This is a genomic window from Ensifer adhaerens, from assembly GCF_002940685.1.
In the GTDB taxonomy this organism is placed as follows: domain Bacteria; phylum Pseudomonadota; class Alphaproteobacteria; order Rhizobiales; family Rhizobiaceae; genus Ensifer; species Ensifer adhaerens_E.
Map to the genome: position 1 here is coordinate 1 of NZ_PNFP01000019.1, position 13,356 is coordinate 13,356.

Annotated in this window: 13 protein-coding genes; 2 read left to right on the top strand and 11 right to left on the bottom strand. The window is 60.4% G+C overall.

What is annotated here, in order from left to right; all coding sequences use genetic code 11:
* Window positions 1-283: 283 nt before the first annotated feature.
* Entirely contained in the window at window positions 284-982 is a 699-nt protein-coding gene (locus tag C1A35_RS29385; RefSeq protein ID WP_104667782.1) for an SH3 domain-containing protein, read from the bottom strand.
* Window positions 983-1,213: 231 nt separating this feature from the next.
* On the opposite strand from C1A35_RS29385, the gene C1A35_RS29390 reads away from it, so the two are divergent.
* Window positions 1,214-2,518, top strand: coding sequence for a PAN domain-containing protein (locus C1A35_RS29390; protein WP_234823049.1), 1,305 nt, complete (start codon window positions 1,214-1,216; stop codon window positions 2,516-2,518).
* Between the two features lie 137 nt (window positions 2,519-2,655).
* Here C1A35_RS29390 and C1A35_RS29395 read toward each other — a convergent pair whose 3' ends face one another.
* The 10 genes from C1A35_RS29395 to C1A35_RS29440 form a co-directional block, all read right to left on the bottom strand.
* Window positions 2,656-3,705: an AbrB family transcriptional regulator gene (locus tag C1A35_RS29395; RefSeq protein ID WP_104667783.1), complete on the bottom strand. Its 1,050-nt coding sequence runs from the start codon at window positions 3,703-3,705 to the stop codon at window positions 2,656-2,658.
* A gap of 5 nt (window positions 3,706-3,710) precedes the next feature.
* Window positions 3,711-4,016 (bottom strand): antibiotic biosynthesis monooxygenase family protein, encoded by a 306-nt coding sequence (locus C1A35_RS29400; protein ID WP_104667784.1) that lies wholly within the window; start codon window positions 4,014-4,016, stop codon window positions 3,711-3,713.
* A gap of 7 nt (window positions 4,017-4,023) precedes the next feature.
* Window positions 4,024-4,431, bottom strand: coding sequence for a cupin domain-containing protein (locus C1A35_RS29405; RefSeq protein WP_104667883.1), 408 nt, complete (start codon window positions 4,429-4,431; stop codon window positions 4,024-4,026).
* Window positions 4,432-4,442: 11 nt separating this feature from the next.
* On the bottom strand, window positions 4,443-5,822 hold the full coding sequence (locus tag C1A35_RS29410) for an NAD-dependent succinate-semialdehyde dehydrogenase (RefSeq protein WP_104667785.1): 1,380 nt from the start codon (window positions 5,820-5,822) through the stop codon (window positions 4,443-4,445).
* Window positions 5,819-6,643 (bottom strand): hydroxypyruvate isomerase family protein, encoded by an 825-nt coding sequence (locus tag C1A35_RS29415; protein WP_104667786.1) that lies wholly within the window; start codon window positions 6,641-6,643, stop codon window positions 5,819-5,821. Before C1A35_RS29415 ends, C1A35_RS29410 begins: the two co-directional genes overlap by 4 nt.
* On the bottom strand, window positions 6,643-7,719 hold the full coding sequence (locus C1A35_RS29420; RefSeq protein ID WP_104667787.1) for an Ldh family oxidoreductase: 1,077 nt from the start codon (window positions 7,717-7,719) through the stop codon (window positions 6,643-6,645). Before C1A35_RS29420 ends, C1A35_RS29415 begins: the two co-directional genes overlap by 1 nt.
* A gap of 38 nt (window positions 7,720-7,757) precedes the next feature.
* The gene (locus tag C1A35_RS29425; protein WP_104667788.1) at window positions 7,758-9,269 is read right to left on the bottom strand and encodes a tripartite tricarboxylate transporter permease; all 1,512 of its coding nucleotides are present in this window, start codon (window positions 9,267-9,269) and stop codon (window positions 7,758-7,760) included.
* Between the two features lie 70 nt (window positions 9,270-9,339).
* Window positions 9,340-9,837 carry a tripartite tricarboxylate transporter TctB family protein gene (locus C1A35_RS29430; RefSeq protein ID WP_104667789.1) on the bottom strand — a complete coding sequence of 166 codons (498 nt, stop codon included), beginning with the start codon at window positions 9,835-9,837 and terminating at the stop codon, window positions 9,340-9,342.
* Window positions 9,838-9,864: 27 nt separating this feature from the next.
* The gene (locus C1A35_RS29435) at window positions 9,865-10,848 is read right to left on the bottom strand and encodes a Bug family tripartite tricarboxylate transporter substrate binding protein (RefSeq protein WP_104667790.1); all 984 of its coding nucleotides are present in this window, start codon (window positions 10,846-10,848) and stop codon (window positions 9,865-9,867) included.
* A 118-nt stretch (window positions 10,849-10,966) separates the two neighbouring features.
* Window positions 10,967-12,058 (bottom strand): isocitrate/isopropylmalate family dehydrogenase, encoded by a 1,092-nt coding sequence (locus C1A35_RS29440; protein WP_104667791.1) that lies wholly within the window; start codon window positions 12,056-12,058, stop codon window positions 10,967-10,969.
* A gap of 231 nt (window positions 12,059-12,289) precedes the next feature.
* Here C1A35_RS29440 and C1A35_RS29445 point away from each other — a divergent pair, with 231 nt between their 5' ends.
* Window positions 12,290-13,180 carry a GntR family transcriptional regulator gene (locus C1A35_RS29445; RefSeq protein ID WP_234823050.1) on the top strand — a complete coding sequence of 297 codons (891 nt, stop codon included), beginning with the start codon at window positions 12,290-12,292 and terminating at the stop codon, window positions 13,178-13,180.
* The last annotated feature ends 176 nt before the right edge of the window (window positions 13,181-13,356 follow it).

Genomic DNA, 13,356 nt, shown 5'->3' on the forward strand with positions numbered 1-13,356 from the left:
CGAAAGTGCCTCGACTACAGGACGCCGGCCGAAGTGTTCCGGGCACATTTGCAAGAGGGAGGTTGAACCCCTACCCTCAGAACCGGCGTGTTGCACTTCGGTTAGGATGTCCCAAGCGCGAACATCAAATGAACAAGCCCTTCGTTGAAGGCGCAGCTGCCGCGGCTTAACGTCTTCTTCGCAGGGGCACGCACTGGACTTCCGCGTTCGATCGATCATGAATTCCGGTGGCCCTCGGTGAACGTCGAGTGCTGGCGGCCCCGAGCGCCCTCCATAGCAGAGCCTACAACCGCGAGCGAAACGCATCGATCATCGCTCTTGAAATGTCGCTGGGATAGCAGATTGGAGCAGCACCTCCCGGCTTCGAATACGCGCTCCTGCGCCCGCAACGCCGCCCAGCGCGGTCGCGACTCTCCGGGCATGGGCACGAGCCACTATAACCGGAGATCGACTCAGCGATGATGCGCTGCACGATCACGGAATCGGAAATCCGCGGGATTTTGCCTGGCTCTTCACGGGAGGATTCTCCGGATGCAGAGTTGTCGCGCTTTGGCTCCGATCGAGGTGTGGCGGAACTCAGGAGATGTGATGCGATCCACCCCTCCCGCCGTGTAAGGTCGTCTTGGACATACGACCATTCGCCGTCGACAGACAGTAAGCGGACCGGCCGACCTGCATCGTAGCGATCGAGGATCGGGAATTTTTTCCCCGGTCCCTCTCGTAAGGCGACGCGCTTGCCGCGCACGAAAACCGTGGCGATCACTTCCGTGTCGGCGCTTTGAACCGTTGCAGAGGACTTGTCTTTCTGAGGCGCAGATCCAAAGACTTGGGTGCCGCCTGCCGCCCCGGGTTTCTGTTCTTGCACGACAATTTTTGCTGAAGGCAGCCGCGTTTCATTGACCGCCGCTCTCTCGCCGCTATTCGTGCCGAGCCAAAAGATCAATGTTGCGGCTACGCCCCCGCCAACAAGAAATCGTCGCATGATATTTCCCCGCCCCTGGGTTGTATCATTTAACGCTTTCTGGAAGACGGCAAGCCCACGGAATCGTAGCCGGGCTCGTGACCGATATCCGCACTATCGTTCAAACACGCACGGAAATCTCCGATCGAGATCCTTGACCCGTCGCACTGTTAACCGTTGCGGCTTTTTTGTGTTGCAACTTCAATTTGATCAATGTTCTCTGAATATAAACAGAGCGTGGGAGTATCAATCTTGCCGAGTTTTCCGTTCGGCCTCATTCGCATATGGGCATTCTGCCTGGCCCTTTCGCTTGTGGGTAATCCGGCGCTCGCTGCCACAAAGAAATTTGGTCCCTTCTCATTCGAGGAGAGCGACCCCAGCGTCATCACCCTCGCGGGCGAGATCGACCTCTATTCCGCCTTGAATTTCAGGCGGGCGCTGCATGCTTCTCAGAAAGCCAGATTGCTGGTGCTCGACAGCGTCGGCGGCGCTGTCCAGATGGCACTGCTGATTGCTGACGACGTGCATGAGAGGCGCCTCTCCACCTTTATCCCGAAAGGGAAAGGTTGCTATTCGGCCTGCGCCTTTATTTTTATGGCGGGTGTTGAGCGCCAGGTAGACGGTGAGCTTGGCGTCCACCAGATCTCCAGTGAATCGAACGACCTCGTCAACGCCCAGCTGTCGATTTCCGACATTATCGACATGCTCGCTCGTTTCGATACGCCGGCGGAAGTCATGACAACGATGTTCAAGACGCCTCCGTCGCAGATGCATGTGTTCTCGAGCGAAGAAATCGGTCGCTATAAGCTCAACCGCAAGGGCGCTGCGGCGGCCTCGAACGAGCCGGTCTCCACAACCCCGGCCGCCGGTCTCGAGGGCGCACCACCCTCGACGGCCAATTCAACCGCAGTCCCCACCCCTGAACCAAACAGCCAACAAGTGGCCGCGACTAACCCATCGCCTATCGATCCCGGTCAGAGTCACAAGCTGTCGGCAATTGAAGAGTTCGCCCGTAAGCCGACGCGGATCGCCGTCTACACTGGCCTTGACCTGTTTGGTGATGACCTCGCCTCGAAGAGGACGGTCGACGTCGTTGAATGTGCTTCAACCTGCCTGCAAATGAATGGCACCTGTAAAGCGTTCACCTTCAATGCCAATCCGAAGATTGTGCGCGGACCGAATTGCTTTCTGAAAGCGAACGAAGGTCGCGCGGATGGCAACTCGGTCGCTATCTCTGGGAAATTCCTGGCGAGCGCTGATCCAGATCCAACGCCATTTAGCATGGGCACAATCGATCCGAAGAAGGCGCTGTTCGAGGATGTCGATCTGCCTGGAGGCGACCTCGGCGTTCGCGCGTCGATCACGAACGCGACGCCACTCCAGTGCCGACTGGCCTGCATCGACAATGACCGGTGTGTTGCCTTTACTTACATTAAGAAAAAGCGGGAGTGCTGGATGAAAGGTGCCGTCGGCACACCTCTCTTCAAGTCCGGCATGATTTCCGGAGTGAAGAGTTTTCAAACGTTCGCACCTGCAAAAGTCGTCGGACTCGAGTGACGACCGATCGCAGTGACCATCTAGCATCTTGAAAGGATCTGAACAGGCGACCTGCCGTTCGCAACCGAACAATTTCCTAGCGATCAGCGGCTCGCCGGCATTGCCGACAGGCCAGCAGCGCCGGCGAGAGGCGTTCATTAGGTTTTGAACGGATCGATACGCAGGCGGAAAACGGCGGCAGAACCGGCCACTACCAACAAGACCCGGACAATGTGGTGAAACACCACGAAGGGAACTTCTATTCCGAGGGAAAGGGCTATCAAGCTCATCTCGGCAACCCCTCCGGGCGAGTACGCGAGAACCGTTCCGATGAAGCGATCACCGGTCATGATCGAGATAAACAAAGCGAACCCAAGCGACACGAGAAGCAATAGCACTGTCGAGCCGACGGACAACCCGATCACCCTCAGAATCAACCTAGGCGCGGTGTTCACAAACCGGCATCCGACCGTGGCCCCGATCACCACCTGCGCCGCCGCCAGGAATACGCTCGGAAGCTGGAAATCGGAAACGCCCGACAGGTGTAACCCCGCGCTGACAATCATCGGTCCGAGCAAATAGCGCGCGGGCAGACGCAGGATAATACCGGCCGCCACACCCATCCCTATGGCGGCTGCGAACCAGGCGAGGTCCTTCGCCTCGAGTGCTGAGAACGGGACGTAACTGGACCCGCTCCGACCGAGCTCTTCCCCCGTTATCAGTTGGATGACAAACGGCATGCAGAGAACCACGAGGAAGATGCGCGCCGCGTGGATGAGCGAAATCATCCTCTCATCGCCGCCACGTTCCGCACCCAGCGTGACCATTTCGACCAGTCCACCGGGCATGGCCGAGAAGAACGCCGTCGGATGGTCGAATTTCCCAACCTTGCGAAAGTAGACGTAGGCCACCGACGCGGCGGCAGCGATGAAGAAAACGAGCCCGGCAAGAGACACGAGCCATACGCCCGCGTGTTCGAAGACGGACGGAGAGAACGACGTCCCCAACATTGCGCCGATGGTAGCGGTCATCGGAGGGCGCGCAAACTTCGGCATGGCGAGGGGAAGTCCCGCCAGCGCCGCAAGCCCGCAGAAGATCATCGCGCCAAGAAGCCAGGCGAGTGGCATATGAAAATGCCACATCACCCATCCACCGCCCCCTCCAATTGAAAGCGTCAGCAGAAACTTCGTGATGGCATACGCCTTCATTCTCGTCACTCGGCTATGTATCGCGCCGTAGACGTAGAATGGGTCACCACCGGTAGGCCGTCGAAGAACGCTGCGACGAGACGCCGCCACTCCTGGAAGTCATCGGAACCGCGAAAATCGACGAGGTGATTGTCGACAGTCTCCCATTTCACAAGCAGGCGATACACCGACTGGTTCTCCACGAGCCTGTGGAGTGAAACGCCGTGGCAGCCCTTCGCGCGAAGGAAAAGCGGGGCCGCTTGCTCGACACCCTTTTCGAAGTTCGCTTCCTGACCGGCCCTCACCGTGATCTCGGCAACCTCATAGATCATTGGAACCTCATGAGGGCTTATGGCCATGTTCGGCGTCGATCGACCGTTCCTCGCCGGTGGCGATCATCGTGCGGGTGGCGTCGACGGAGGCATAGACCCAGAAAATACGCATGGGCTTGTCGGTCGGGTTGATGAAACGATGCGGCACGTTTGCCGGTATCCAGGTGGTGTCATTCGTGTCGAGATGATGCTGGACACCGTCGATCTCCGCGATCGCCTGGCCTTCGATCACCATCACGCTTTCTTCGCAATTGTGCTTGTGCAGCCCGATCGCAGCGCCCGGGTCGAAAGCCGTAATGCCGTTGATCATGCTGGTCGATCCGCACTTGCGCGTGACCAGCGGCGTCGTGCGCGCACCGCCGCCGCGGTCGTTGGTCGGCAATTCGCGTGGGCGAAGTATCGCTGCTTTCGTCATCAAAGCCATCCTCACTTTGCGGCCACGGCAGGACCGATCCAGACGGTCTTGATGTTGACGAACTCGCGAATGCCATAGACCCCGAGTTCGCGGCCATAGCCGGAGCGCTTGATGCCGCCGAAGGGATAGCGCGGATCGGATGCGACCATGCCGTTGATGAAGACGGCGCCGGCATCGAGGTCGCGGGCGAGCGTGCGCGCCCGCTCGACATCGCGGCTCCAGATCGCCGAACCGAGGCCAAATTCGGTCTGGTTCGCAAGGCGGATCGCGTCCTCGGCATCCTTGGCCCGAACGATCGCGGCAACCGGCCCGAAGGTTTCCTCTCTGAACGCCGTCATCTCCTCCGTCACGTTGTCGAGCACGGTCGGGGGGTAGTAGAAACCGTGGCCATCGATCGGCTTGCCGCCCATCTTCAGCGTCGCACCGGCCGCGACCGTCTTCTCCACCTGCGCATGCAGGCCGCTCAGCAGATTGGCGCGCGCCATCGGCCCGATATTGGTATCGTGCTCAAGGGGATCACCGATCTTCAGCTTGGCGACGCCGGCGCAGAACAGTGCGACGAAGCGGTCGGCAACCGCGTCCTCGACGATGAACCGTTTCGCGTTGACGCAGGACTGGCCAACATTGATGTAGCGTGCCTTGACTGCAACGGCCGCGGCTTCCTCCAGATCGGCGTCGGCAAGCACGATGAACGGATCGGAACCGCCAAGTTCGAGCACCTGCTTCTTCAGCGCCTTGCCGGCCTGCGCGGCAACGATCGCGCCGACCTCGGTGGAGCCTGTGAGCGTGACCGCAGCAATGCGATCATCGGCGATGAGACCCGCGACCTTCTGCGGCTCGATCAGCAACGTACGGAAAAGCCCCTCCGGGCAACCCGCCTGTTCCATGATCTCCACGATCGCCAAGGCGCACTGCGGCACGTTGTTGGCATGCTTGAGGATCGCGCCGTTGCCGGCCGCAAAGGCGGGTGCGGCGAAGCGAAAGAACTGCCAGAACGGATAGTTCCACGGCATGATCGCGAGCACCACGCCGAGTGGATCGAAGGCGACCACACTCTCGGACGCATTGGATTTGACCGGCTCGTCCGCGAGATACGCCGGCGCCTGTTCGGCGTAGAAATCGCAATTGTAGGCGCATTTCTCGATCTCGGCCAAGGCCTCAACGATCGGCTTGCCCATCTCGAGCGTGATCATTTCGGCGTAACGGGCTTTACCGGCACGCAGCGCCTTCGCCATGCCGGCAAGCAGGCGCACTCGCTCTTCGACCGGCACCTTCCGCCATGCCTTCTGGGCGGCAGCGGCTGCAGAAAGCGCCGCATCGACATAAGCGTCGTCATGGGCTTCGAAACGCGCCAATTCTCTGCCGTTCGTAGGATTGATTGCTGTGATCATGCGAGCCTCCTGTCTTGCTGCCCCTGCTGTTGCTTGGCGCCGATCAATTGCTTCCAGCGAGGCAGGAAGGCGGCGCTGTCGATGGTCGTTTTGGAAGGGATATATTCGAAGCCGATGGCGCCCTCATAGGCCTGTTCGGCAAGGGCATCGAGGAGCGCGTCGAAGTCGATCGACCCGGTTCCGGGCTCATGCCGGCCCGGATGATCGGCGATATGGACATGACCGATCCGATGGGCATTGGCCCCTATCCACTGCGCCAGATCGACGCCGTTTGCACGGGCATGGAAGGTGTCCAGCAACAGCGCGACGTTGCCGGGGCCGAAGATATCCTGGATCCGGCTGGCGTGATAGAGCGTGGACAGGAAGTAGCTCGGCACCGCGACCTCGCTGATCGCCTCGATGAGGATCTTGACGCTCGTGCCAGCGGTTCGTTCCACGGCATAGCTCAGATTGCGATGATAGGTCTCGGCTGCAGCAGCAACGTCGGCGTTTCCGGGTACGCCGGCCATCGGATGGACGAACGGGCAATCCACGGCAATCGCGTAGTCGAGCGCTCGGTTGAAACCGGCGCGGAAGTCCATTTCCCTGCCTGGAAGCGCGGCGAGACCCTTCTCACCTTTGCTGGCGTCACCCACAGCCGCGCAGAGTTGCGAGATCGAAAGGCCATTGGCAGCGAGACGCGATCGCATCTCGGTTGCGGGAACTTCCCATGGTCTGGGGTGCTCGATCGCCGTAAACCCGGCGCCGGCTGCCGCTTCAAGCCGTTCCAACAGCGGGATGTCGCTGAACAGGTAGCCAATGTGGGCGGAGAGACGGTTCATCAGGCCGCCTCGCCCGATGCCCTGCCGGCAGGTAAGTGCACGCCGATGCGTTCTCCTTCCTTTGCCAGGTCCGCGACCACGTTCTCGGTGATCGGAATTCCCGTCCTCAGCCGCTCGTCCTCGCGGCGCTGTTCCGGCTCGCCCGGCATCATGATCTCCCCGACACCAGCCGCCTTCGGAAGCGCCTTCATGCGTTCGTAGAACTCGTCCATGCGCGCGTCGAAGTTCTCAAGCGACATGAACAGATCAGGCTTGATGGCAAAGAAGAGGTGGCCGACGTTCTGCGGCTCACTGTGATCGAAGTAGAGGCTCTTCACGTCACCGCCGAAATTCGCGCCGGTGAGCACGCCGGACATGAGGTCCATCAATGTTGCAAGCACGGACCCTTTGACCCCGCCAAACGGCAGGCAGACGCCTTCAAATGCCTTAGCCGCGTCCGTCGTCGGATTGCCGTCTACGTCCAGGGCAAGTCCTTCCGCTATGGCCTCACCCTTCATGGCCGCAAGGCGGATCTTACCACGGGCGATAACGGTCATCGCCATATCCATGACATAGGGAGCGTATTTCCCGCCCGGAATACCCGCCGCAATCGGGCTTGCACCGAGGAAGGTCGTGCGCCCGCCCCACATCGGGATGGCCGGTGACGAGTTCGTGAAGATCATCGAGATGTAGCCCGCTTCGATCGCCTGCAGTGCGTAAAGCGCACCCATGCCAAAGTGGGTGCTGCGGTGAACCCCGACCAAGCCAATGCCGTTGGCTTTCGCGAGTTCAACCGCTTCTTCGATTGCCTTGTGGGAGGCAAGGAACCCCATTCCGTTGTCGCCGTCGACGAGAGAGACAGCGCCTGCGACCTTTTGGACGCGGATCTCAGGCCGTGGGTTCACAAGCCCTCGTTGCAACCGCTCGACATACATCGGGATCCGCGAGACCCCGTGGGAGTCGATGCCGCGCAGATTGGCCTTCACCAGATCGCGGGCGATCGTGGCTGCATCGGGCTCTGACATTCCAGTGCCGGCGAATATCTTCGTCGCGAAGGCAGTCAGTTCGTCGATGGAGAAGTATGTGACTTTCGACATAGCGATGTTCCTGGTTGATCGGTGACCGACGACAAGACTCAGGCTTGGTTTGCGGCTTCGCTTGCCTGGCGTGCGGCACGCCAGCGCAAAAGGGTGGGCACGAGAACAAGCGTCAAAGCGATGACAATCAGCGCGAGCGAGATCGGATGGGTGAAGAAGACGCTGGCATCTCCCTGGCTGATCGTCAGGGCGCGACGGAACTGCTGTTCGGCGAGCGGCCCGAGGATCAAGCCGACGATGCAAGGGGCGACCGGGACGTTCAGCACCCGCATACCGAAACCGATAAGCCCGATGATCCAGAGCAACGCCACATCGACGATGTTGTTGTTGAGCGTATAGGCGCCCATCGTTGCAAACAGCAGGATACCTGAGTAGAGCCACGGACGCGGGATCGCGAGCAGCTTCACCCAGACGCCGGCGAGCGGCAGGTTGAGCAGAAGCAGCATGACGTTGCCGATGTAAAGGCTGGCAATCAGCCCCCATACGAGCTCGGGATTGTTGTCGAAGAGAAGCGGTCCCGGCTGGATGCCGTATTGCTGGAAGGCGGCGAGCATGATCGCTGCGGTCGCAGACGTTGGCAGACCGAGCGCCAGCAGCGGCGCAAGCACACCGGCGGCCGAGGCGTTGTTGGCGGCTTCCGGTCCCGCAACTGCCTCAATTGCGCCGTGACCGAACTCTTCCGGGTTCTTCGAAAGGCGCTTTTCCGTCAGATAAGACAGGAAGGTCGGGATCTCGCTGCCGCCGGCCGGCAGGGCGCCGATCGGAAAGCCAAGGGCCGTACCACGCAACCAGGGCTTCCAGGAGCGGCGCCAGTCTTCGCGGCTCAGCCACTTGGAGCCCTTAAGCTGATAAAGTTCCTCGATTTCGAAACAGTGGCGCGCAACCGTGAACAGCGTTTCGCCAACGGCAAAGAGGCCGACTGCAACAACCACCACGTCGATGCCGTCGAGCAGCTCCGAGATGCCGAGCGTGAAGCGCGCCTGACCCGTCTGCAAATCGATCCCGACAAGGCCCAGCGCAAGCCCGAACAGCAGGCTGGCAAGGCCGCGAGAGAGCGAATCGCCAAGCACCGCGGTGACGGTAGTGAGCGCAAGCACCATGAGTGCGAAGTATTCCGTCGGGCCGAAGAGGAGCGCGATCTTCACCATCAATGGAGCGACGAAGGTGAGCGCGATTGTCGCGATGGTGCCGGCGACGAAAGAACCTATCGCGGCGGTGGCCAGCGCCTGCGCGCCGCGACCCTTGCGTGCCATGGCATGGCCATCGAGCGCCGTGACGATGGATGCGGATTCACCAGGTGTGTTGAGCAAGATAGAAGTGGTCGATCCGCCATACATGGCGCCATAGTAAATGCCGGCAAACATGATGAAGGCGCTTGTCGGCTCCATCCCGTAGGTGACGGGGAGAAGCAAGGCGACCGTCAGCGCCGGTCCGATACCGGGAAGAACGCCGATCGCCGTGCCAAGCGTTACGCCGACCAGCGACCAGAACAGGTTGTATGGCGTGGCGGCGACGGCAAAGCCGTGGAAGAGTGCTGCTAGGGTATCCATGTTCATTCCGCCCTTGGGCTGTGAGAATTCGGCCGGGTCTCGGGTGTTAGCATTCGAAGCGAGCGCGACTTCAAACGGTGCCGCCAGCAAGATCGACCAGGTCTTCGACGTAGCTGCCGGTCGGCAGATCGAGATCGAGCCCGTAGTCGAAGACGAGATACGTCAGCGCGGTCAGCAACAGCCCAATCATGAGGTTGCGCAGATGAGTCCGGCTGCCGAAGGCCATCGCCGAGACGACGAAGAGGAAAGTGCCTGAGACGACCCAGCCGAGCCTCTCCAACAGCACGAGCTGTGATGCGAAGGCTGCGGCCACGAGGATGACAGCCTTCCAGTCGAGCTCGGGAAACTCCTCCACCTGCAAGCGATGAAGGAAAGCCTCGTAGAGAAGCTGCAAGCCGACGAGGACCAGCCCCGTGGCGATGAGAGCGGGAAACAGTCCTGGCCCGATGACGGTCTGGGCAGCTATGGGAGGCGTCGACCATGTCTCGACGCCGATGAAGAGACCGAGACCGAGCGATGCAAGTCCGAGGATTGTCTCCCCGATACGGAAATTGGCCGATTTCAACATGATGACACCTCCCAAGGCGGACGCCGGTCAGAGCAGCCCGACTTCCTTCAATGCGCCCTCGACGCGCTTCTGCTCGTCGGCGAGGAACGCAGCGAAAGCGTCTGCCGGCAGATAGGTATCGATCCAGCCGCGCTTCTCGAGAGCAGCCTTCCATTCAGGGGTCTTGACGAGGGCGGCAATCGCCTTCTCAAGCCCTTCGCGGTCTTTGTCGGCAAGCTTTGGGTGCGCCATGATTCCGCGCCAGTTCATGACGGCGAGATCAACGCCCGCCTCCTTCAGCGTCGGCACCTCGACCCCCGGAATACGTGTGTCACCCGTGACGGCAAGCGCACGAAGCTGACCTGCCTCGACCTGCGCGCGGAACTCCTCATAGCCGCTGATACCAACGGTCGCGTGGCCGCCAAGTGTCGAGGCCAGCACCTCGCCGCCGCCGGCATGCACTACGTAGTTGATCTTCTTCGGGTCGACGCCGACGGTCTTGGCGATCAAGCCCGCAGCGACGTGATCAATACCGCCGATCGAACCACCGGCCCAGGAGACCTTCGCCGGATCTGCCTTCAGACGGGCGACAAGGTCATCCATCGTCTTGATATCGGAGTTCGCCGGCACCACGATGGCATCGGCTTCGCCCATGAGCCTTGCGACCGGAACGGTTTGATCGAGCGTCACAGGCGACTTGGTAGTCAGGACACCACCGACCATCGCAAAGCCGATAACCATTGCCGACGGATGCCGCGGCTTGGTCGTCACGAACTGGGAAAGGCCGACCGTTCCGCCACCACCGGCGACATTCTGAACCTCAACTGGTCCGGTCAGCTTGTCTTCCTGCAGGATCGTCTGAATGGTTCTGGCGAGCTGGTCGTAGCCGCTTCCCGGGCTGCTCGGCGCCATGATGTGCAGGGATTCCAGCTGTTCCTGCGCGTAGGCGGGAACGGTCGCCTGATGGACCAGCATTGCCGTTGCAGCGGCGGCCAGCGCCGTTGAAAAGACGCGTCTTGTGATCTTCTTCATGGAAACTCCTCCATCCATGTGCTTTGTGTTGTTCGATCCCAGGGACCGCCACTCGGCCCCCTCCTCCAGGATCGCCGGAACACATTCCCGGCTTGCCCTTTCGGGAATTCAGGTGTCGTCAGGCGGCCGATGTCGAAGCACCGGCAGCGCGAATGGCATCCACCACCTTCGCGGTGAAGGCATCGGTATCGAGGCCTCCGCCGACGTCGCGCGTGCGTGAATGCGGGTCCCGCAAAACGATGTCGGTCGCTGTTTCGATCAGTGCCGCGGCACGCGCGAGGCGCGGATCGTTTCGACGGCGAGCGAGCCAATCAAGCAACATGCCGGCCGAAAGAATGAGGGAGGTCGGGTTCGCCACGTTTCTGCCGGCAATGTCAGGCGCCGATCCATGCTGTGCTTGTGCGACGCAAATGTCGTCACCGGCGTTGATGGCCCCACCAAGTCCAAGGCTTCCCGAAAGCTCCGAGGCCTCATCCGAGAGGATATCGCCGAACATGTTGGTGGTGACGATGACGTCGAAGCGATCCGGCGAGCGAATGAGATGTGCGGCTGCCGCATCTACGATCAACTCTTCCAAATGCACATCCGGATAGGCTTCCGCGACTTTCCGCACTTCGCGCAGGAACAGCCCATCTGACAGCTTGACCACATTGGCCTTATGTACCGCGGTCACTTTTTTGCGGCGGTGGCGTGCGAGTTCGAAAGCCGCCCTGGCCACGCGAGAGGAAGCCCTGGCAGTTACCTTGCGGATCGAAAACGCCATATCCGGATCAGGCATGAATTCGCCCGTTCCGGCATACATGTTGCGATCGGAATAGAAGCCTTCCGTGTTCTCGCGCACCAGAACGAGGTCCATCGGCTTACGAAGGATCGTCAACCCGTCGCGCGAGCGGCAGGGACGGATGTTGGCATAAAGCTCGAACTTGGTTCTGAGTTCGCCGGACGGATTGATTCCGCCCTTGTCGTGCGACGGATACTCATAGTGCGAGACCGGACCGAGAATGACACCATCGACCTCAGGCACCCGCTTCATCACTGCATCCGTCAGTGTGGTGCCTTGCTCGGCAAGGGACTTGAGGCCAATGTCTTTGAGCTCGAAGTCGAGCCCGACGCCGGTTGCGGCATCGGTCGCCTTCAGCACCTCCAAGGTCGCTGCAGTGATTTCCGGACCGATCCCATCACCCGGCAGTACGAGAAGTTTAATCGTCATGTCTTCCTCACCGTTCAGGAGATGGCGGAGGCCGTGCGAGATCGTTCGCCGACTTCACGCCGGCGCCGAGCAAGCAAAGATCAAATTGGAGTCCTCCAGACCTTATTGGTCTTTTTCTCCTCTAAAATACCAAATACGCCACCATCTGGTATTTTGCAATAGAGAAAAACCAAAATCTCTTGGCGTCAGCGCTCGTCTGTGGCATAGATGAGCAAAATCGGGAGCTTAGCCTTGCAGACCACCCCACTGATCGTCAGCCTCGCCGACCAGATCGTCGCCCACATTCGCACCGACAAGCTTTCCGAGGGCGATCGCCTTGTGGAACGCAAGCTTGCCGAACAGCTCCGGGTGTCACGCTCGCCGGTGCGAAACGCCATGAAGCTCCTGCACGAAGCGGGCGTGTTGAAACAGGGAGAAGGCGGCGGCTACATGATCGCCGATGTCGGGGCGGCCGAGAAACTGTCACTGGAATCGGCCCCCACGGAGGATGACGAACAGATCTATCTGACGATCGCGGACGACCGCCTGCATGGCCGCCTGCCGGAAAAGATCACGGAAAGCGAGTTTTTGCGCCGCTACGATCTCACGAAGGGCCGGCTGTCAAAAATCCTGCTGCGCATGGCCAATGAGGGCTGGATCGAGCGACTGCCGGGCCATGGCTGGGCATTTCTGCCGGTTCTCACTTCACTCCAGGCCTACGAGGACAGTTATCGGTTTCGCCTGCTGATCGAGCCCGCTGCCCTGCTGGAGCCAACCTTCAAGCTGAACCGACCTGCACTTCTGCGCTGCCGCGAGGAACAGGAGTGGCTGGTCAACGGCGGCATCTGGACCGTGTCGGATGCAAAGCTGTTTGGGTTGAACAGCGGCATGCACGAGGCGATCATCGCATGCTGCCAGAACAGCTTCTTCATCGATGCGCTCAACAGGCTCGATCGCCTTCGCCGCCTCATCGACTACCGCCAGATGCTGGATCGCGATAGCGCTCGGGAACGCTGCCTTGAGCATATCGAGCTTCTGGACCTGATCCTCTCAGGGAAAAACGAAGAAGCGTCGCGCTACATGGCACGTCACCTTGCAGACCTTGGCCGCTTGAAAACGGTGGCGCGGGAAATGCGGGGCTAGGTCGTCGGGCCCAGCACTGACTGCCTCTCCGGGAACGAGGGTCCCGGCTGCACCTTCCAGTCGATACATTATGCGATCCTGAACGCACAGAGCGGGAACCAACGTGACACAATCGTCATGCGATCCGCTCGCGACTGGAAACCAAAGTTGGCCTGACGGTTTTGGTTTTGACTAGC